This window comes from Microcoleus sp. K4-B3 (assembly GCF_036704615.1).
Lineage (GTDB): Bacteria > Cyanobacteriota > Cyanobacteriia > Cyanobacteriales > Microcoleaceae > Microcoleus.
The window spans coordinates 1-18,691 of the sequence record NZ_JAUBSF010000021.1 but is presented as its reverse complement, the minus strand read 5'-3'; the positions used below and the strand labels follow the sequence as shown (position 1 = coordinate 18,691).

The window sequence follows — 18,691 nt, the reverse complement described above, 5'->3', positions numbered from 1 at the left end:
ACAGTCAACAGTCAACAGACAACAGTCAACAGTCAACAGAAAACAGTCAACAGTCAACAGACAACTGACAATGAAAGCATTATTTCTCCATCCCAACTTCCCCGCCCAATACCGCCACATTATCACGGCTTTAGGCGCAGATCCGAAAAATCAAATTGTTTTCGGCACTAAAAACGAGCGCCCAGAGTGGAACATTCCCGGCGTTCGCAAAGCAGCATTTACACCCAGCCGCGAACCCCACCCGCAGACTCACCAATACGTCCGCCCTTTAGAAAGTGCCGTCATCTACGGACAAGCCGTATTTAGAATGGCTGAACAACTCAAAGCTGATGGTTTTGTACCCGATATTATCTGCGGACATTCCGGTTGGGGACCGACATTATTTGTCAAAGAAGCTTTTCCAAATACGCCGCTTTTGTGTTATTTCGAGTGGTTTTATCATGCTATTGGTTCCGACGCAGATTTTGACCCAGCGGAACCTTTAACGGTTGACGACATGGCTCGAATTAGAATTAAAAATGCGCCGATTCTGATAGATTTATACTCTTGCGATTGGGGTTTATCGCCCACTTATTGGCAGCGATCGCAATTTCCGCCCGAATTACAAAAGAAATTGTCCGTACTCCACGACGGCGTAGATACAGATTACTTCAAACCAGACCCAGGTGCTAAACTGGTTTTGCCCAACTTAGACTTGTCCGGCGTTGATGAAATTGTCACCTACGTATCGCGCGGAATGGAACCTTACCGCGGCTTTCCAGAGTTTATTGAGTCGATCGCCTATTTGCAAGAACGCCGCCCCAACTGTCACGTCGTAATTGTCGGTTCAGAAAGAGTTTGTTACGGGCGTTCTTTACCGAATGGCGAGTCTTACAAAGACTATATGCTCAAAAAAGTGCCGCTAGATTTGTCGCGAGTTCACTTTGTCGGCCCCCTACCTTACGGACTGTATTTAAAAGTAATTCAAGCATCCGACGTACACGTTTATTTAACCCGACCTTTTGTGTTATCTTGGTCGATGATTGAATCTTTATCGACAGGATGTTTAGTAATTGGTTCCGACACCGGGCCAGTCAGAGAAGTTATCCGGGATGGAGAAAACGGTTTGCTAGTCGATTACTTCTCGCCGAAACAAGTAGCCGATCGCATTGATGAAGTTTTAGACCATCCTACCCGCATGGCAGAAATTCGCGTCAAAGCCCGTCAAACGGCATTAGAACGATATAGTTTAGCTAAAATGCTACCGCAACATTTACAACTGATCGAGCAAGTAGCAAATCGTTCCATGCCACCCACAGTTGGTATGCAACCTGAACGAGAATTAGCAGCCTCTTTTGCAGTGAGAATGTAGCAATAAAGTTGGTCAGGACGAAAGCCCATGTCACAAGCGTTCCTGTGCGACTACACCGCACAGGAACACCCACTATCCTTCGATCCCGGTAGGGAAACGGCACTGCCGTGTCCCTACTACTTCATAAACCTGCAATACGCTGTATAACCCACAGCCAGGAAACGGCAGTGCCGTTTCCCTACAATTAATCCGGGTAGGGAAACGGCACTGCCGTTTCCTCTGTGTCATCAGGAGTGCAACCGCAATTAATATTAAATATTTTGACAGCAGTCCGTCAATCCCTTCTAGCAATAGTCCGGACAGTTTTTATATGGCCCAATGGCTTATGCTCGCTTGACTTTCAGCCGCTGTGGATAATTAAATCAATGTCAGCTCCACCCCTGACTTACATTTAATTCGACTTTTTTATGCTCCTTGCCCCGCGTAAGCTTGTAGTATCGTTCCAAAAACTGTCCGGAGGATTGTTCTAGGGTACTCGGAAACTACCTTATAGAGCAATAATTTAATCCTCTAAAATCACTTCGGCATCCTGTGTTGCTTGAGAACTTTAGCGGGACTAACAAATGAAATGCCCTGAGAAAAAGAGGTACTAATCATGACAGCTTCAATGACAGGCTCATAAACCGTTTTTTCTGCAACCCACTCCACAATAAAGTTGGCACCTGAGCCTCCACTTGTATCATTTGCTGCAATGAAAAAGTTTGTGGAAGCAAGCGGCTTGAGTTCTACAGGACTCTTAATATCCTGCCTAATCAATTTCCCATCGGTATCGTAGTAACGCACAGAAGTGATAATAATCGAATTTGTCAGATCCGTATTGCGAATACTGAGCGTGGCTGACAACTCCATCACATCATCCTGGCTATTGTAGTGATAAATATGCGAGTAAATAGGGACATATACGGTTTGTCCCATCACAACTTTTGTTTTATCTAACGTGACCGATCGCAGTGAGGTTTCACGTTTTGTATCAGGTTGTTGCCTTTGTGAGGTAGTTTGCTCAGAACAAGAGGTAATGACGATCGCGACGATCGCCCAACCAACCCAGAAATCATGTTTCAGCTTCATCGGCATTCATCCAAATACACCACATACATTGCAGTTACGTCTAAAGCAGAGTGCACCTTCTCTCTCGTTTGAGGCGGCTTAGTCATAAGGTTTGAGCGGCAGTTCAATCTGAAACGTTGAGCCTTTGCCCACTTCACTCGTCACATGAATTTTTCCACCATGGGCCTGGACAATCTGTTGGACGATCGCTAACCCTAGTCCAAAGCCTCCACTGTCGAGCGATCGCTCGGTGTCTACTCGATAGAAGCGATCGAAAATATAGGGTAAGTCCGCTTCTGGAATACCGATTCCCGTATCGATTATCTGAATGACTGCCAAATTGGAATGAAGAACTAGGCGTATCTGTATAGTTCCGCCAACGGGAGTATATTTACACGCGTTATAAAGCAAGTTTTCGACTACTTGCCGTAGCAGATCGGGATCGGCCAATAATTCAATCCGTTGTGCCGGTGATTCGCAGGTAAGTTTGATATTTTGGGCTTCTGCAAGTGCGACAAACTGGGTTGCTAAATTGCTCAGCAACTCGTTGAGATTGATTAACTTGAGCGATTCCGGCGTAAGTCGCCCCTGATGACGAGCCAACAGCAGTAAATTATTCACTAGGGCTCCCATTGATTTTGCGCTATCTACAATGTTTTCTAAGGGAGGATGGTAACGCGAATCATCAGCCGCGATGAGCAACCCAAGCTGGGCATTAGTGAGAATGGCAGAGAGGGGCGATCGCAACTCGTGAGAGGCATCGGCTGTAAAGCGCTGAAGCTGTTGATAGGCTTGCCGAATCGGTTGCATTGCCAGCCCGCTGAGAAACCAACCTGTGAGGGCAATTAAGCCCAGTGTCAGCGGGACAGCGAGAGTTAGCACAATCAGAAGCTCAGTGAGCCTGTTTTGAGTTTCTGTCAGGGGAGTTGCAACCTGAAGATAGCCAAGCACCCCGGTTCTGCCTTCGACTGGTAATGTCACCTGACGCAGCCAGATTCCTGTTCCCAAAAGTGGATCGGTCGATCGAACTGTGAGATAACCAAAGGGCGTATTTAACTGCTCTGGGGAAGGAGTCCCAAAAAAACGAACGAGCCGCCTTTGTGCGTTAAACCAGCGCACATAAATCAGATCTTCTGCAAGGGGATGAGACCCGCTGCCTAACAAGGGGACATGACTCAGATCGACCTGGTTCTGGTTTTGGCGAACTTCATAATACACGCTGGCAGCCATGACTCTAGTTTTGTCATATAGCAGTAGGTCAACGGCTTCTAGTTTATCTTTTACCTCAATCTGGTAAATCACCCCCGCAAACAGCACGAGAATGCTCCCCATTGAGAGGGTGAACCAACGAGCCAAATTGCGACGACTTTGATTGAACACGGCTTGCCTTTACGATCGTTACTTTTCAGGGGAAGTCAGGCGATAACCCATACCGTAAATGCTATCAATCCAATCTGCTGCTCCTACAGCCTGCAAGCGTTGGCGGAGTTTGCGAACTAGAACGGTGATCGCATTGCTCTCTGGTTGAGTCCCCCATTCCCACACCGCTTGTTCAATCTGATTCCGACTCAAAACCTGTCGAGGATGTCGCATAAAATACTCCAACAACTGAAACTCGCGACTGGAGAGGGAAACGCTTGCACCTTGTCGCTCAACAGTAAGAGTATCGAGGTGGAGGTGCAGATCCTCAAGGCTGAGCGTATCTCCTTGCCAAAGGGGCGATCGCCGTCTTAATGCCCGGACTCGTGCCATGAATTCAACCAAATCGATCGGTTTCACCAGGTAATCATCTGCACCTGCGTCTAACCCGATCACTTTTTCAGGCGTGGTGTCTCTTGCCGTGATCATCAAAACCGGAGCTGTTTTCCCTGCTGCTCGATATTGACGACAAAGATTTACCCCACTGATATGTGGCAACATCCAGTCCAAAATCAACAAATCATAATCTTTTTCTGATAACAGCCACTGTGCCGTCTCTCCATCTTTTACCCCATCTACGCTATGTCCTGCCTGAGACAGCACTGTTTGTAGCGGCATCAGTTGCTTTGGGTCGTCCTCCACAAGTAGGATTCTCATATATTTCTTTAATTTGGCTTATAACATTTATATAGCAATCCTAAATGATTTATGAGATAATAGCCAGAATCAGTATAGCCTTGATCAGATAGATAAGGTATGATGTAACTGACAAGAACTAAGTGAACAATATAGAACCCAAAAAAGTCATGCCGATCTAATTAAATGTCGCGCTCGCAAGGGAAATGGAGAACATACTATTCAATATTTAAAGTATCTGATGAGCCAATATAACGACAAGCGGATAGCATTAATTTGGGATGGTGCTAAATATCATTCTTCAGCAGAGGTTAAAAAGTTTTTATCATTGGTGAATTATCGTGCAAGAAGAATATGATTGGAAAGTCACTTGTTTGAGATTTGCACCCAACGATCCGACTCAGAATCAAATTGAAGATATTTGGTTACAAGCTAAAAAATGGATTAGAGAGTGCTATCATATGTGTAAGACATTTGCTGCCGTCAAATATATATTTAAGTTAGTTACTCATTATCAGATATTTGATTTCGCCAAGCTTCACAGTGATGGTAACTTCTGACAAATCATATAGGATTGCTATATATCTTATCGTTTTGTTGCTTGGCTGCAAGAAAACAGCGACGTATTTGCTGTACATAAAGCGAGTTTGGGGTTTATTTGGGCTTAAAATTTGTTTAAGTTCCGCTAGACAGGAGTAAAGTTTTTGATCTAACGCATGGGTACTGGTAAACACGATGAAAGTTTTAGGAATTGTCAGCCAAACCGATCGGCCAAAGTCCCACGATGGCTCAGCCGCCTTAATCATCGATCGTGAAATCGTCTGCGCCATTGAACAAGAACGGTTAACGCGATCGCGGTATGCCATTGGGCAGGGTGCGGCGGATGCGGCTCAAGCCTGCCTGGAGCAAGCGGGACTTCAGCTTTCAGAGATTGATTACATTGCCTATGGCTGGCTTCCAGACCTCAAATCCGGTACAAAGCTATCTAACAATATTGCTAGCTCCAGCGAACTGACACCCGTTATCTTACCCCCGGAACAGTTCAACTACACCGCTCCACCGACTATCCATTTTGTTCAACATCACCATACTCATGCAGCCGTCACTTATTACACCAGTGGTTTTGAGAGTGCGGCAGTCTTGGTGATTGACGGTCGTGGAGAAGGGGAGTCAATCTCCCTCTATCACGCTAGGGGCAACGCGATCGAATTACTCGAAAGCTATCCCATGCGCTATTCGTTGGGGGTATTCTACTCGGCGGCAGGAGCCGTTGCTGGATTGGGCGGACCAGGGGGGCACTCCGGGCCAGGAAAACTCATGGGGTTAGCCCCCTTTGGTCAAGTCAGACAGGAGATTGATTTTTCGTTTGATGCCCATACCGGACAATTTACCCTTCCTGCTGCCATCCAAAAAGCGGTGGATGTTGCGCCGACACCCCTGCTTGCCGGTCAGATGTGGCACTTTTGGCATGATTATTACCAGCAGCATTTTTATCCCTATAATCGGCAAAACAAGGAATCGTCTGCCGCGTACGATGCCATGCATTACGTGGATTTGGCAGCTTCTGTCCAACACAAGTTAGAAACAATTTGCCTAGATCTAGCAAAACGGATCAAAAGCCTCACGGGTGAACAGAATCTGGTTCTCAGCGGTGGGTGTGCGCTCAATTGCAGCATGAATGCCTATCTCAGTCGGCAAAACATTTTTGATAACATCTACGTTTTTCCTGCTGCCAATGATGCAGGTTGTAGTATCGGTGCGGCTTTGGCACTGGCTCATTATCTGGAGCCTCCGGTAACGACACCACCCAGATTAATTGCCCCTGCCTTGGGTTGCGATTACCCTGACACCGCCATTGCGACTGCGATCGCGGACTATAGTCTTACGCCTCAAAAATTGCTTCCGGGTGAATTGGCGGAACGAGTCGCTGCTGATTTAGCAAATAACAAAATTGTGGCGTGGTTTAGAGGTAAAGACGAACTCGGTCCCCGTGCTTTGGGTCGGCGCAGCTTTATGGCAAATCCGGCTGACCGGGAAGCCCTGGGTCGATTAAACCAGATTAAAGGTCGGGAAATGTGGCGGCCTCTGGCTCCCAGCATCCTGGAGGAGCAGGCAGAAACGGTGCTAGAAGGCTCGATGGAGCGTGGGTTACATCGCTACATGTTGGGGGTTGCCACCGTCCGTTCTGAGTGGCGGGCGAAAGTCCCAGCCGTGGTGCACATCGACTTTACCACCCGTCCCCATTTCGTTCAACGCGACCACGATGGACTGTATTGGCAGGTGATCAATAGGTTCTATGAAAAGACGGGGATTCCCTTAGTCTGCAATACCTCGCTCAATGTGGCTGGACAACCCCTGGTTCACAAGCCAGAGGAAGTATTGGATATTTTCACCACCAGGGATGATGTGCAAACTCTGGTGATTGAGGGATTTTATCTGACCAAGACGAAAGGATAATCTACAGTCCGGTGGAAATTGATCGAATCATTAGCAAAAATTATGATAAAGTTGTGGCAAATGGTGAACAGTATATAGTGGAGAGTCGTGATCGAATGAAAATTCCATGGGAACGTTTCTTTTCATCGATGGATAATTATTCTGATGATCAATTCTTTGAAGGATCGTAGAAGCCGTAGCTTAAATAAACACTTTTCCCCCAGACCTATATAGAAAAATGTTTCAGAATTCTCCACCAAGAAAATCTAAAATGGCAGACTTAAAAGTAGTTATCTTAATTATTGTTCATAAAGAAAATCTAGATGCTTACGAAAGGATTTCATTGGAGCAATGCTTCAGGATATTAGGGCATTACCCAATCAAATTTATTTGTCCGAAGGGGTTGAATATCCATGAATATTTAGCTATTAATCCAGAAGCTTCCTTTGATTTTATCTCGCCCCAATGGCAGTGCAGCTATAAAAATGTGCAAATGCTTAAAACAATGCCTTTTCTATATGAGCGCTACAGAAAATATGATCATATATTGTTTTATGAATTAGATGCCTTCGTTTTTCGGGATGAGCTAATGGAATGGTGTGAAAAAGGATATGACTATGTAGGGGCACCATGGCTAGAAGGATGGAGCGAAGCCAAGGAAAGAGCTCCCTTTTACGGAGTAGGTAATGGTGGTTTTTCCTTGCGAAAAATACAGACTCATATCAAAGCACTATATTCATTTTCGTACATCGAAAAGCCAATTGAACTGTGGAAACGATTCCAAAACGCACCATTTCCGAGAAGGCCCTATCTTCTGTTTGATATGATTGAGAAATTAACGATAAGAAATAATACCCATCACTGGTTTAATGATTGGATAGGAATGCGTCAGGAAGATCCGTTTTGGGGGATAGCTGTAAATCAAAATTTTGAATGGTTCACTGTGCCTGAGCCCCAAGAAGCTTTACAATTTAGCTTTGAAGTTCAACCTCAATATCTCTATGAGCTAAATAACCAAAACCTCCCCTTTGGCTGTCATGCCTGGTGGAAATATGACTTGGAATTTTGGCGTCCATTCATTGGCGAGTTTGGATATAAAGTTTGACATGACTAATCTATAGAAAAGGAGACGGGTCTTGACTCAGCAAATTAGGATAGCAATTGCGGGTGTTGGTAATTGCGCTAGTTCTTTAGTGCAAGGAATTGAGTATTACAAAGACAAGACCATTCAAGACGCAGTTGGCTTAATGCATTGGGAAATTGGGGGTTACAAGCCTTATGACATTGAAGTTGTCGCGGCCTTTGATATTGATCGGCGGAAAGTGGGAAAGGACGTTAACGAGGCTATTTTTGCCCCGCCCAACTGCACCACGATTTTTTGCGGCTCCCTCCCTCCAGCCGGTGTTGCTGTCAGCATGGGAAAAGTTTTAGATGGTGTTTCTGAGCATATGGAAGGGTATGACATCAATACCACCTTTGTGCTCAGCGACCACCCAGAACCGTCTAAAGAAGACGTTGTCCGAGTCCTCCAAGAGTCCGGTGCTGAAATTCTGTTGAACTATCTCCCCGTTGGGTCGGAAGCAGCGACCTATTTTTACGCCGAGTGTGCGGTCGATGCGGGGGTGGCGTTGATTAATTGCATTCCCGTATTTATCGCCAGCAATCCCCTCTGGGCAGACAAATTTAAACACAATCATCTTCCCATTATTGGGGATGACATTAAAGCGCAATTAGGTGCCACGATTACCCATCGAACCTTAGTGGATCTGTTCAAAAAGCGCGGTGTCAAGATTGAGCGCACCTATCAATTGAATACCGGAGGCAATACAGACTTCCTGAATATGCTGAACCGTAGCCGCTTGTCCTCCAAGAAAATATCGAAAACGGAAGCCGTACAGGCCGTGATGGGAGAACGGCTTGACTCCACCAATATCCATATCGGTCCCAGCGATTACGTTCCCTGGCAAAAGGACAACAAGGTTTGCTTTATTCGCATCGAAGGCAAATTGTTTGGTGACGTTCCCATGCATCTGGAAATGCGCCTTTCTGTTGAAGACTCTCCGAATTCCGCCGGGGTGGCAATTGACTTAATTCGGTGCTGCAAGTTAGCACTCAACGCTAAAAAGGGTGGCGTTTTATCTTCTCCTTCGGCTTATTTTATGAAACATCCCCCACAGCAATTTACGGATGAAGAAGCCTACCAAATGTTAGAGCAGTTTATTGCCGGAGAACGTGAGGATTAACAGTTTGATATGAGTCTAAGACTGAGAGACAAAAACAATTATTCCTTTCGCTACCTCTACCTCTTACAGCCAGATGGAATCGGGACACAATTTATTTACATTAGTCAGTTATTAGACTATGTAACCAAAGTAGATTGTAAATTGATTGTCGATTTTAGGAAGATGGCTTTTTTTACAAGCTCAGGAGGGCACTATGAAGAATCAAAATTGAATCAGGTTCTTGGCTTTGATACTGACAGAATCATCTACAGTCCTACAGAAATAGATCGCATCATTGATCGGTACCCAAATGAAGTGGTCGGAGTTATCTTTTATCAAGCACCTGTGAATCAAACAAAAGATATTCCCTTTCAGTTTGTATGGGCAAATGATGTACTGCCTGCTGTTGCTGACGAAAACACATCCTGTTACCTGAAAAACAAGTTGAAACTTGTAGGGAAATACAAGAAAATATTTAATCAATATCGACGAGTCGTGTCTTCTTGTATCGGCATTCATGCCAGGTTTGGCAATGGCGAACTTGAAAAAGCATCAAACCAGCCCGATTTAGATCGAATGAAAACTCCCTGGACAAGTTTTTTTTCAACAATGGATATTTACCCTGGCGATCAATTCTTTGTTTGTACAGACACACCTTCATTTTTAGAGAAATGCCTACATCGATACGGCGATCGGGTCATTCATTTGAATCGTTTTATGCCGCCTGAGAACTGTGGTCCTGGTCATAATATATGGTCTATTTGCAATGATGAAAAGAAGGCTGAATATATCGAAGCAAGAAATCGGATTGGTTCCTACCGTTTGCTGGGGGAAGCACTGATCGAGATGTTTTTGCTGGGAGAGTGTGTGCGCCTAGTGTGCAATCAAAGTTCGTTTACTCATTATGCAAGAATGTGTTGCCAGGTTGAATCAATCGTTTTTGGTTAAATGCAGATAAGCAGTTATGAAATTTTCTCTAATTGTGCCAACGATTAATCGAGTCCATGAAACTAAACGGTTATTTCAATCGCTTGTCGCTCAAGATTATGATAATCTTGAAGTGATTATAGTTGACCAAAATCCAGACGACCGATTAGTGAAATTGGTCGATTCCTATCGTCAACATTTTCCAATTCTGCACGTGAGAGAATCAAAACGTGGTCAATCCCGCGCCCGGAACATCGGATTTTCCCAGGTTAAAGGAGATATCGTTGCTTTTCCCGATGATGATTGTCTTTATCCAGATGGATTGTTGACTCTAACTGCCCAGTTTTTTGACAATAACCCCCAATTGGATGGTGTGATTGGTCGAGTTTACGATTTAGAGGAAGATCAAAATGCTTTTGCACCTTGTGGTGACGATCGCTCTCAGGAGGTTGATTACGCCAAGGGATATAAGATTTGCGTCTCCTGCGCCATGTTCTTTCGTGCGCCTGTGGTAGAAAAAATTCGATTTGATGAAAGGCTTGGGCCTGGCGCTGATACGCCCTGGGGTTGTGGGGACGAAACAGATTATTTGTTCCAATGCCTCAATGCGGGCTACCAATTCTACTACGACGCAAATTTGATTGTCAGACACCCCAATCCACTCAAGAAGAATAATTTCCGCCAACAAATCCAAAGGGAATATGGTTATGGACTGGGGAAAGGATATTTTCTCGCGACTCATACCTTGCCTCAGTCATTGCTAAAGTTTGAACAGTCTGTATCTTATGCGGATGCACTGTCAGAGATTTCTAAAGGTCACTTGCGCCGTGCTTCCTATTTTCTGGTGAATGGTATCGGCACATCACTGGGTTATCGAGCAGGCTCAAAAAATATCAGACAGTTAAAAAACTGTAACTAAAATCCTAAAGCTATGAATACCCAAGCGAATGATAAATTTTCAACCTCTGTAATTGTTCCGACCTACAATCGCTCTCAACAACTAACCTATACGCTTAAATCTTTAGTCAATCAGACTCTTGGCCGATCAGATTATGAAGTCGTCGTTGTTGATGATGGTTCTTCTGATGATACCTTTCAAGTTGTTAAGTCATTCGAGAACCAGATTAATATTAAATATGTCTATCAAACCGATCGAGGATACAGAGTTTCCTCGGCAAGGAACCTGGGAATTCGAGTTGCCGATGGCAAATTTTGTATGTTTATTGACTCAGGAATTATTGTCAAGAGTGATTGTCTCGCTCAGCATTTAAACGGCCATCACCAACAGAACAATGAAGTTGCAATTATTGGCTACACCTACGGCTGGGGTGCCGATGAAACAGCGTTAAACAGAGTGATTAATCCCAATGATGCGGATGGCTCGATCGCCAAACTGGTTGAGATGAAAGCCATCTTTGATATACGGGAAAATATTTTTCACAAGTACAACTATCAAATCGAAAATATGACTGTACCCTGGACATTGTTTTATGGTGGGCATCTATCAATCAGGAGAACGTCGCTATTTGAAGTTGGATTGTTTGATGAGAATTACGACGGCAATTGGGGGGCTGAAGATCAGGATTTAGGATATCGTCTACACCTGGTTAACAAAAAAATTGTGCTTTGCAGAAAAGCAGCGGTTTTGCATTTGCCGTCTCCATCAGATTCAAAAGCTAAAGAAAAACAGGGTTATGAAAATTGCAAATACTTTAATCAGAAGTTTCAGACATTTGAAAGTCAGCTATTTTTTGACGCTTATGCCAATGATGTATCACTGCAAATCACCCATAAGGAGGTATTAGACTTTCATGAACTCATCATCAATGCTCAACAACCATAAACTTATCGAATTTATTGAGTGGGATAAAAAAGACCCATCCAGTAGTAGTTGGGTCTCTCCAATCCATAAATATTTCTTTGTGGGACTTGGTAAAACAGCAAGCACCCGGATTAAACTGAGCCTGCACATCCTGGAGGGATATGAAGTCATTGAAACCCCTTTTCCCTGGCTCCATGCTCGATCGCAAGCCAATGAAGCTTTCGTACCAAAACTGACTGACTTCCCTGTAGAAGAGGCGATCGAGATATTGACTTCGCCTCAGTGGTTTCGGTTTTGTTTCGTGCGTAATCCTTACGACAGGTTGTTTTCAGCATATAGAGCATTCATTATGCAGGAATCATCACCACCCTCACCTTACTACAACAAGATTAAAGAGCAAATCAGTGAGATGTATAATTACACTCTCCGGGCAGGGCGAACAGATGCCACAGTGACGTTCCGAGATTTTGTCTTGTACGTGCAGGAGACACTCCAGCAACAACCAGATTATCACTGGTGTACAATGACTTGGGGACTCAGACCTGACCTGATTCATTATGACTTCGTTGGTTATTTTGAGAACTTTGTGGAAGATTTTAGACAGGTTTTACAACGGCTTGGAGTGGATGATGAATTGATGCCGACCCTGCTTAAACCTGTGAACCAAAGTTCTACTCAGAAGCTGCCGCTGGCTGCTGTTTATGATTGGGAATTGGCAGAGCGTGTATATAACTTATACAAAGACGACTTTGAAACTTATGCCTATGAGAAAAATAGTTGGCTTGATGGCGTCAGGAGTTACGCAGTTGAGAAAAAAGGGTAGGTGCGGTAGAACCAAAGGATGAATCCACCCAAAGTCAATGAGTACGATTACATCAACTTTGGGTAGCGACAATCATTGGAACGGAAAACCGGAATAAGGATAATGGTTCTATTTTAGCTATGTATATATAGCAATCCTAAATCATTTGTGAATTTCTTACTCCCGAACCGCGGGTTCGGGGAGGGTTGGGGTGGGGTAAAAAATTTATGTGGCAGGTTACTAAACGTTGGCTAAAAGCATCAGGCGCAGAGTTTTGGTTGCCATTGCCGTTTGTGGCGATCGCGTTTTGGGTTGGTTCCGGTTTCCTAATGGCTCAAGAATTACAACAACCCCAGATCGCAAAGAATAAACTTCAGGCAGATACCCAGCTTAAAGCAACGGTGTCTGTCAATATATTGCTGATCAACGCGGTGATTAACCGAAAACAAGGAACCACCCTGGTTGCGGTAGAAACAGCAGAACCCATTTTGAAGCGATTGCAATTAGAATTGCCAATGACTGACGCAACCCAGATAGAGACAGCGATCGCGCAAGAACTACAGTTATCGCGTCAAAATGTTCGCCAGTTAGTCCGTTACGAGATCGTTGACTAAGTTGATTGTTTCAATATTGCGATCGCATCCAGTCAAATAAGGTTGGCTAATCCATTGATTTCCTAGCTGCGATCGCGCAAATTTTTTAAGTGGCAAGAGCCTTTGGCGCTTGCCACTTCACTGTTAGGAACTACTGAGTGACGATTTCGTTATTGATGGAAACATTCGCTGCAACTTGCCGAGCGATTTGTTCTGCCAATACTTTTTGTTCGGCCGTTTGAACGCGCCCTGTTAACACAATCGCATTAGCCCGATCGTCTGCGTCCAAATCGAATTGCTTGAGGGTGCTATCGGAGTCCAAGGCATCTTCTACGCGATCGGCAATATCGTCAATTTTTTGATTGTCAGCCGTCTGTGCGGTTGTGGTTGCAGGCGCAGAAGCTGTTGGAGTAGTCGTATTTTCAGTGGCGGTTGTGGGAGCAGAAGTAGATGGAACTGTTGTCTGTGAAGTATTGGGGGGGTTGCAGGCACCTAAACCCAAAATTGCAACAGTGCTGACGCTGATTCCTTTTGCAAATAGCTTTAATAATTCCATACTCTTTGTCTGTTTTGTTTTTTTTGAAACGCAATTTTGCCGATAAAACTCAGGATGAAGTCTTTGATCGTTTCAACTTAACCAGTGAATGTATAGCGATTATCAGATAAATGAGGTATACAGAAACCCTGTATTGTCAAGCTTTCCAGGTCAAAATTCATACCTCATCTTTTTGAGAAAGGCTATACGATAGTTCATCTATCAAAAGTAATGCTTTTGACAACCCTCTTAATAAAAGGCAACAATAAATCAAATCTAGTGAAGTAAGGTTTGCAAGTTCACAAGCTATCTCAATCGGTTCTCTGCGTAAGTAGACGGAGCAAATGTGATCGAAATGTGAGTAACAGAAATCAGTCGATCATTTTTTGCTCACATTCATCAATGACGCTAGAAACAAGACGAAACAACAGACAAGCACTTGGCTTGACAAGAAGCGTTATGACTGCAACGAATGTAGAAAAATTAGTAGAACACTCTTGGCATGACCTCTCTGTCGAGAAAGTGGCTCGGCTTTTAGAGAGTGACCTGGAAATAGGCCTATCTTCCGATGTGGCAGCGGAACGGCGCGAGATCCTCGGGCCCAATCAACTAACGGCTCAGAAGCCGCAAAGTGCCTGGTTGCGATTTTTTCAGCAACTGAATCAGCCGCTAATCTACATTTTGTTAGCTGCTGGGATAGTTACAGCATTTCTGAAAGAGTGGATTGATGCAGGTGTAATTTTGGGGGTTGCTCTAACGAACGCCACCATTGGTTTCGTTCAAGAGTCAAAGGCAGAGAATGCGATCGCCGCTTTAGCAAAATCTGTTGCAACTGAGGCAACGATTCTCCGCCACGGTCAAAAGCAAGTCGTTTCATCCAGTGAACTGGTTCCTGGCGATCTCGTCTTGCTGTCTTCTGGGGATAAAGTGTCTGCGGATCTGCGGCTGATCGAAGTCCGTGACTTACAAGTCGATGAGTCAGCGTTAACGGGAGAATCTGTCCCGGTTGAGAAGGAATCCCAGGCGCTAGACGCAGACACTCCGCTGGCCGAGCGCACGAACATGGCATATACCGGAAGCCTGGTAACGTTTGGACAGGGACGCGGACTGGTGGTCAGCATTGGCGAGATGACCGAGACCGGACACATCTCCCAACTGATGCAGCAAAGCACCACGTTGGAAACCCCACTGAGTCGCAAAATTGACAAATTTAGCAAAACCTTGCTCTATGTCATTTTAGGTTTGGCTGCCTTCACCTTTGTCGCAGGCATTGCCCAGAAATTTTCTTGGGTTGAGGTGTTCAAGGCATCTGTAGCGCTTGCAGTCAGCGCAATTCCTGAAGGCTTACCCGCGATTTTAACGGTGACACTGGCGATCGGGGTTTCCCAAATGGCAAAGCAGCACGCCATTATTCGCAAACTTCCGGCAATTGAGACGCTGGGCAGCACCACCGTGATTTGTTCCGACAAAACCGGAACCTTGACTCAGAATCAAATGACTGTTCAGGAAATTGATGCCGGTGGAAAGCGATATCGGGTTAGCGGTGGAGGATATGCACCAGACGGGAAAATTTCTGTAAATGGACGCTCCGTTGACCTGGCGAACGCACCTGCTTTATATGAATGCCTGCAAGCAGGATTGTTGTGCAACGATTCTTATCTAGACGTGCAAGACGGGAACTGGACTGCGATCGGTAGTCCAACGGAAGGGGCGCTGGTTGCGGTAGCCCAAAAAGCAGGGTTAATTACTGAGCAACTCGAGGAAGCGCTTTCTCGGCTCGATACACTGCCGTTTGAATCTCAGTTTCAATACATGGCAACCTTACATGACGATCGTCCAGAACGGTTGATTTATGTCAAGGGTTCAATTGAGGCAATTCTCAAGCGGTGTCGCCAGATGCTCGATGCAGAGGGAGAGGCGATCGCCCTCAACCCCGCGCCGATCGAGCAAGCCGTGGAGAGGATGGCGAAAAAAGGGTTGCGAGTTCTGGCACTTGCCAAGAAAGTTGTACCCGCTTCTCAATCTTCTATTGAGCATTCTGATATTGAGCAAGGGTTAACTTTTCTGGGGCTGCAAGGCATGATCGACCCGCCCCGCCCCGAAGCGATTCAAGCGATTCAAGCCTGTAGGTCTGCGGGAATTCAGGTGAAGATGATTACCGGCGACCATGCCAAAACAGCAGCAGCGATCGCGCACCAAATGGGACTACATCAAACCCAAGAGGCTCCCGTTTTTACCGGTCAAGAACTCGCTCAAATGAGTCAGCAGGAATTAGCCAATGCTGTCGAACAAAGCTGCGTGTTTGCTCGTGTAGCGCCAGAACAAAAGCTCCGCATTGTCGAAGCACTTCAGTCTAAGGGCGAGATTGTGGCGATGACAGGAGATGGAGTTAACGATGCTCCCGCCCTGAAGCAAGCTGATATTGGGGTAGCGATGGGCATCACGGGCACTGAAGTCACAAAAGAAGCCGCAGATATGATTCTGACGGATGACAACTTTGCTTCGATCGAGAAAGCAGTTGAGGAAGGGCGCACGGTTTATAAGAATCTGCTGCGGGCGATCGCCTTCATCCTGCCCGTGAATGGTGGAGAGTCCATGACCATCTTGATTGCCGTACTTTTGGCAACCCCGCTACCCATTTTGCCAGTACAAATTCTGTGGCTGAATATGGTCAGTTCAGTTGCGTTGAGCTTACCGTTGGCATTTGAGCCGCCCTCTCCCGATGTCATGCAACAGCCGCCTCGACCTGCCAATGAACCGCTTCTGTCTCGCAACCTGACGGCTCGGATTCTGACAGTTTCGGTATTTAACTGGATTGCGATCTTTGGGATGTTTGAATGGATCGTCCAAACCACAGGCAATGAAGCTCTAGCCCGGACGATGGCAATTCAAGCATTGGTTGCGGCAGAAGCTTTTTACCTGTTAAGTATCAGTCGCTTCGTTCCGGCGCTCGTCGCCAAACTACGCGGTAAAGATGAATCAGTTGGCTACGCGGTAGCGATCGGCATTGGGGCTATTTTCATTCTCCAATTCCTGTTTAGCCAATGGGGCGTGATGAATCAGTTATTTGACACTGAAGCATTGAACACAATCCAAGCCTTAATTTGTATCGGATTCGGACTGCCAATGATTACTTTGTCAGCTTTGCTAAAGCGTTTTGCACCTCTGAACTAAGTAGTTTTTGTGATGAGGTCATTCACAGCGGCTTTACACACTATTTATCAATTTTGTAGCGTTGAATATTGAATATTTCTCATGAATTACCAAAACCTCAAACGTGCTAGCGGCCTATTTACGAATGATCGAAACGTAAAGCAGGCGCTAGTTGAGCTAAAAAGCAGGGGCTTCCCCATGCACAAGATTTCAGTGATTGCTAAACCTTCTGACAATAATGATGATTTGGACTCTCTGGGCGTGAAGCAAATTTTAATGACAAGAGCAGCAGGCGCACAAGTAGGCGCGATCTTAGGCAGCATACGACTAGGTTCACTAGCCTTAATTGTTGGACTCAGCAGCCTGCTAATTCCCGGTATTGGTCAGGCATTAGCGGTGGAAAGCATTTTAGCAACTTTCTTTGGAAGTGGGATTGCTGCAACTGCTGGCGGTCTATATGGCGCGCTTCAAGGATGGTTGGTGCCAGAAGAACAAGCAAGAATGTACAATGACAGATTTAACCAGGGAGATTATTTGATCGTCATAGAGGCAAGAGAAAATGAGATCGTGATTGCTGAACCTGTCCTTAAACGTTGGGAGATTCTGACGTGGCGTGTCTGTGATGCTACCTAAATTCAAGGTAAGAAAGGACGATTACCCTACTCCCAGACAAGACAATTATAGCCTTTCTCAGTAACATGAGGTGCTCTCGATAAGCGGGCATAGGGCATAGGGCATAGGGCATAGGGCATACCTCACCAAGATTGAGAACTGCTATAGCTCTGGTTTCTCTTTGATGAATTCGCCAACGGTATCCTTTTAAACTCAGGGCTTTTTCATTCTCAGGAAAACCAGGGTTTTGTCGGGTAGTGCCAAGAATACCGACCCTCCCCATCCATGAGGGCAACTGCGGAGGGATTGCCCGTACAGGTGTTTGGTGGGATTGGGGCAGCCCCTATACGCTGCCCCTACAAGAGAATGAAACAGCCCTGCGAAGCGGGGAACTTAAGCTTAATTGTCACCAATGCCCGCAGGCATCGCACCCACATACAGCAGATTGCAAGCTTACAGATGACAGTAACAGCATTTAGTAAACCAGTTTTTTAGATATAGCGGTTCTCAAAAAAGTGAGGTATGCCCTATGCCCTATGCCCTATACCCTATGCCCTATGCCGGATAGTACCTCATCTTTCTGAGAAAGGCTATATTGAGGATTGATTAAATCGAGCGCTCCGGCAATTAATGTATCAATTATTTTTGTTTTGGGTGAAAAAAATTATGCAGAAAAGACTTAAGTTGCGACCAATATATAGCGGTTCTCAAGCGTGGTGAGGTATGCCCTATGCCCTATGCCCTATGCCCTATGCCCTATGCCCTATGCCCTATGCCAGATAGTACCTCATGTTACTGAGAAAGGCTATAATTCCATGGTACTGATGCTTTGTCAGCTTTGAGAACAGCTATATTTTATAGATTTGTGCGCTGGTTGCAAGAAAATATAGACGTATTTACTGCCTATAAAGCCAGTTTTGAATTTATTTGGGTAAAATTTGGTTTAAGTGTCGCTAAGAAATTCCCAAAGCTGTTTCAGACATCGTAATGAAATTTTTTGCTAAAACTCGCTGGTGAATTGGAATATCAATAATAAACTTTGTCCCCTGATTAGGAGATGAAATACAATTGAGCTGACCACCGTGTTTCTCCACTACAATCTGATGGGAAATTGACAACCCAATACCAATGCCCTT

Annotated in this window: 16 protein-coding genes; 11 read left to right on the top strand and 5 right to left on the bottom strand. The window is 45.2% G+C overall.

Translation table 11 applies throughout. The features are described 5' to 3' along the window. Positions 1-70: 70 nt before the first annotated feature. Positions 71-1,351: a glycosyltransferase family 4 protein gene (locus QUA78_RS12175; protein WP_333186466.1), complete on the top strand. Its 1,281-nt coding sequence runs from the start codon at positions 71-73 to the stop codon at positions 1,349-1,351. Between the two features lie 516 nt (positions 1,352-1,867). Here the strand turns inward: QUA78_RS12175 and QUA78_RS12170 are convergent. The 3 genes from QUA78_RS12170 to rppA all read right to left on the bottom strand — a co-directional run bounded on the left by QUA78_RS12170 (position 1,868) and on the right by rppA (position 4,474). After that, positions 1,868-2,419: a DUF3124 domain-containing protein gene (locus tag QUA78_RS12170; RefSeq protein WP_333301938.1), complete on the bottom strand. Its 552-nt coding sequence runs from the start codon at positions 2,417-2,419 to the stop codon at positions 1,868-1,870. 78 nt (positions 2,420-2,497) lie between these two features. Further along, complete coding sequence (locus QUA78_RS12165) at positions 2,498-3,778, bottom strand: HAMP domain-containing sensor histidine kinase (RefSeq protein ID WP_333301939.1); 1,281 nt, start codon at positions 3,776-3,778, stop codon at positions 2,498-2,500. A gap of 18 nt (positions 3,779-3,796) precedes the next feature. Continuing rightward, positions 3,797-4,474, bottom strand: coding sequence for a two-component system response regulator RppA (gene rppA / locus QUA78_RS12160; protein WP_333301940.1), 678 nt, complete (start codon positions 4,472-4,474; stop codon positions 3,797-3,799). Positions 4,475-5,188: 714 nt separating this feature from the next. Here rppA and QUA78_RS12155 point away from each other — a divergent pair. From QUA78_RS12155 to QUA78_RS12120, 8 genes are all read left to right on the top strand, one after another. Further along, positions 5,189-6,910: a carbamoyltransferase C-terminal domain-containing protein gene (locus QUA78_RS12155; RefSeq protein WP_333301942.1), complete on the top strand. Its 1,722-nt coding sequence runs from the start codon at positions 5,189-5,191 to the stop codon at positions 6,908-6,910. Positions 6,911-7,160: 250 nt separating this feature from the next. Beyond that, positions 7,161-7,994, top strand: a complete 834-nt coding sequence (locus QUA78_RS12150) for a DUF5672 family protein (protein WP_333301943.1) — start codon at positions 7,161-7,163, stop codon at positions 7,992-7,994. 31 nt (positions 7,995-8,025) lie between these two features. Continuing rightward, positions 8,026-9,132, top strand: a complete 1,107-nt coding sequence (locus tag QUA78_RS12145) for an inositol-3-phosphate synthase (protein WP_333301944.1) — start codon at positions 8,026-8,028, stop codon at positions 9,130-9,132. A 141-nt stretch (positions 9,133-9,273) separates the two neighbouring features. After that, the gene (locus QUA78_RS12140; protein WP_333301945.1) at positions 9,274-10,059 is read left to right on the top strand and encodes a hypothetical protein; all 786 of its coding nucleotides are present in this window, start codon (positions 9,274-9,276) and stop codon (positions 10,057-10,059) included. A 16-nt stretch (positions 10,060-10,075) separates the two neighbouring features. After that, positions 10,076-10,957: a glycosyltransferase family 2 protein gene (locus QUA78_RS12135; protein ID WP_333301946.1), complete on the top strand. Its 882-nt coding sequence runs from the start codon at positions 10,076-10,078 to the stop codon at positions 10,955-10,957. A 12-nt stretch (positions 10,958-10,969) separates the two neighbouring features. Further along, complete coding sequence (locus QUA78_RS12130) at positions 10,970-11,881, top strand: glycosyltransferase (RefSeq protein WP_333301947.1); 912 nt, start codon at positions 10,970-10,972, stop codon at positions 11,879-11,881. Further along, positions 11,850-12,683 (top strand): sulfotransferase family protein, encoded by an 834-nt coding sequence (locus QUA78_RS12125; RefSeq protein ID WP_333301948.1) that lies wholly within the window; start codon positions 11,850-11,852, stop codon positions 12,681-12,683. The genes QUA78_RS12130 and QUA78_RS12125 overlap by 32 nt, the downstream gene beginning before the upstream one ends. Positions 12,684-12,889: 206 nt before the next feature. Further along, complete coding sequence (locus tag QUA78_RS12120) at positions 12,890-13,276, top strand: hypothetical protein (RefSeq protein ID WP_333301949.1); 387 nt, start codon at positions 12,890-12,892, stop codon at positions 13,274-13,276. Positions 13,277-13,406: 130 nt separating this feature from the next. On the opposite strand, the gene QUA78_RS12115 is transcribed toward QUA78_RS12120, so the two are convergent. Then, positions 13,407-13,811, bottom strand: a complete 405-nt coding sequence (locus QUA78_RS12115) for a BON domain-containing protein (protein WP_333301950.1) — start codon at positions 13,809-13,811, stop codon at positions 13,407-13,409. A gap of 438 nt (positions 13,812-14,249) precedes the next feature. On the opposite strand from QUA78_RS12115, the gene QUA78_RS12110 reads away from it, so the two are divergent. Both QUA78_RS12110 and QUA78_RS12105 read left to right on the top strand, forming a co-directional pair. Continuing rightward, positions 14,250-16,964, top strand: coding sequence for a cation-transporting P-type ATPase (locus QUA78_RS12110; RefSeq protein ID WP_333301951.1), 2,715 nt, complete (start codon positions 14,250-14,252; stop codon positions 16,962-16,964). Positions 16,965-17,045: 81 nt separating this feature from the next. Further along, a complete protein-coding gene (locus QUA78_RS12105; protein WP_333301952.1) occupies positions 17,046-17,576 on the top strand; it encodes a hypothetical protein in 531 nt (176 codons plus the stop codon). A 932-nt stretch (positions 17,577-18,508) separates the two neighbouring features. Here QUA78_RS12105 and QUA78_RS12100 read toward each other — a convergent pair. Further along, positions 18,509-18,691, bottom strand: a 183-nt coding sequence (locus QUA78_RS12100; RefSeq protein WP_333398817.1) for an ATP-binding protein, incomplete at its 5' end; no start/stop codon positions are given.

Bases quoted from the DNA above. Each gene is read 5' to 3' on its own strand.
- QUA78_RS12150 (WP_333301943.1), top strand. From the start codon at position 7,161: ATGGCAGACTTAAAAGTAGTTATCTTAATTATTGTTCATAAAGAAAAT.
- QUA78_RS12115 (WP_333301950.1), bottom strand. From the start codon at position 13,811: ATGGAATTATTAAAGCTATTTGCAAAAGGAATCAGCGTCAGCACTGTT.
- QUA78_RS12110 (WP_333301951.1), top strand. From the start codon at position 14,250: ATGACTGCAACGAATGTAGAAAAATTAGTAGAACACTCTTGGCATGAC.
- rppA (WP_333301940.1), bottom strand. From the start codon at position 4,474: ATGAGAATCCTACTTGTGGAGGACGACCCAAAGCAACTGATGCCGCTA.
- QUA78_RS12105 (WP_333301952.1), top strand. From the start codon at position 17,046: ATGAATTACCAAAACCTCAAACGTGCTAGCGGCCTATTTACGAATGAT.
- QUA78_RS12155 (WP_333301942.1), top strand. From the start codon at position 5,189: ATGAAAGTTTTAGGAATTGTCAGCCAAACCGATCGGCCAAAGTCCCAC.
- QUA78_RS12175 (WP_333186466.1), top strand. From the start codon at position 71: ATGAAAGCATTATTTCTCCATCCCAACTTCCCCGCCCAATACCGCCAC.
- QUA78_RS12170 (WP_333301938.1), bottom strand. From the start codon at position 2,419: ATGAAGCTGAAACATGATTTCTGGGTTGGTTGGGCGATCGTCGCGATC.
- QUA78_RS12130 (WP_333301947.1), top strand. From the start codon at position 10,970: ATGAATACCCAAGCGAATGATAAATTTTCAACCTCTGTAATTGTTCCG.
- QUA78_RS12125 (WP_333301948.1), top strand. From the start codon at position 11,850: ATGAACTCATCATCAATGCTCAACAACCATAAACTTATCGAATTTATT.
- QUA78_RS12135 (WP_333301946.1), top strand. From the start codon at position 10,076: ATGAAATTTTCTCTAATTGTGCCAACGATTAATCGAGTCCATGAAACT.
- QUA78_RS12120 (WP_333301949.1), top strand. From the start codon at position 12,890: ATGTGGCAGGTTACTAAACGTTGGCTAAAAGCATCAGGCGCAGAGTTT.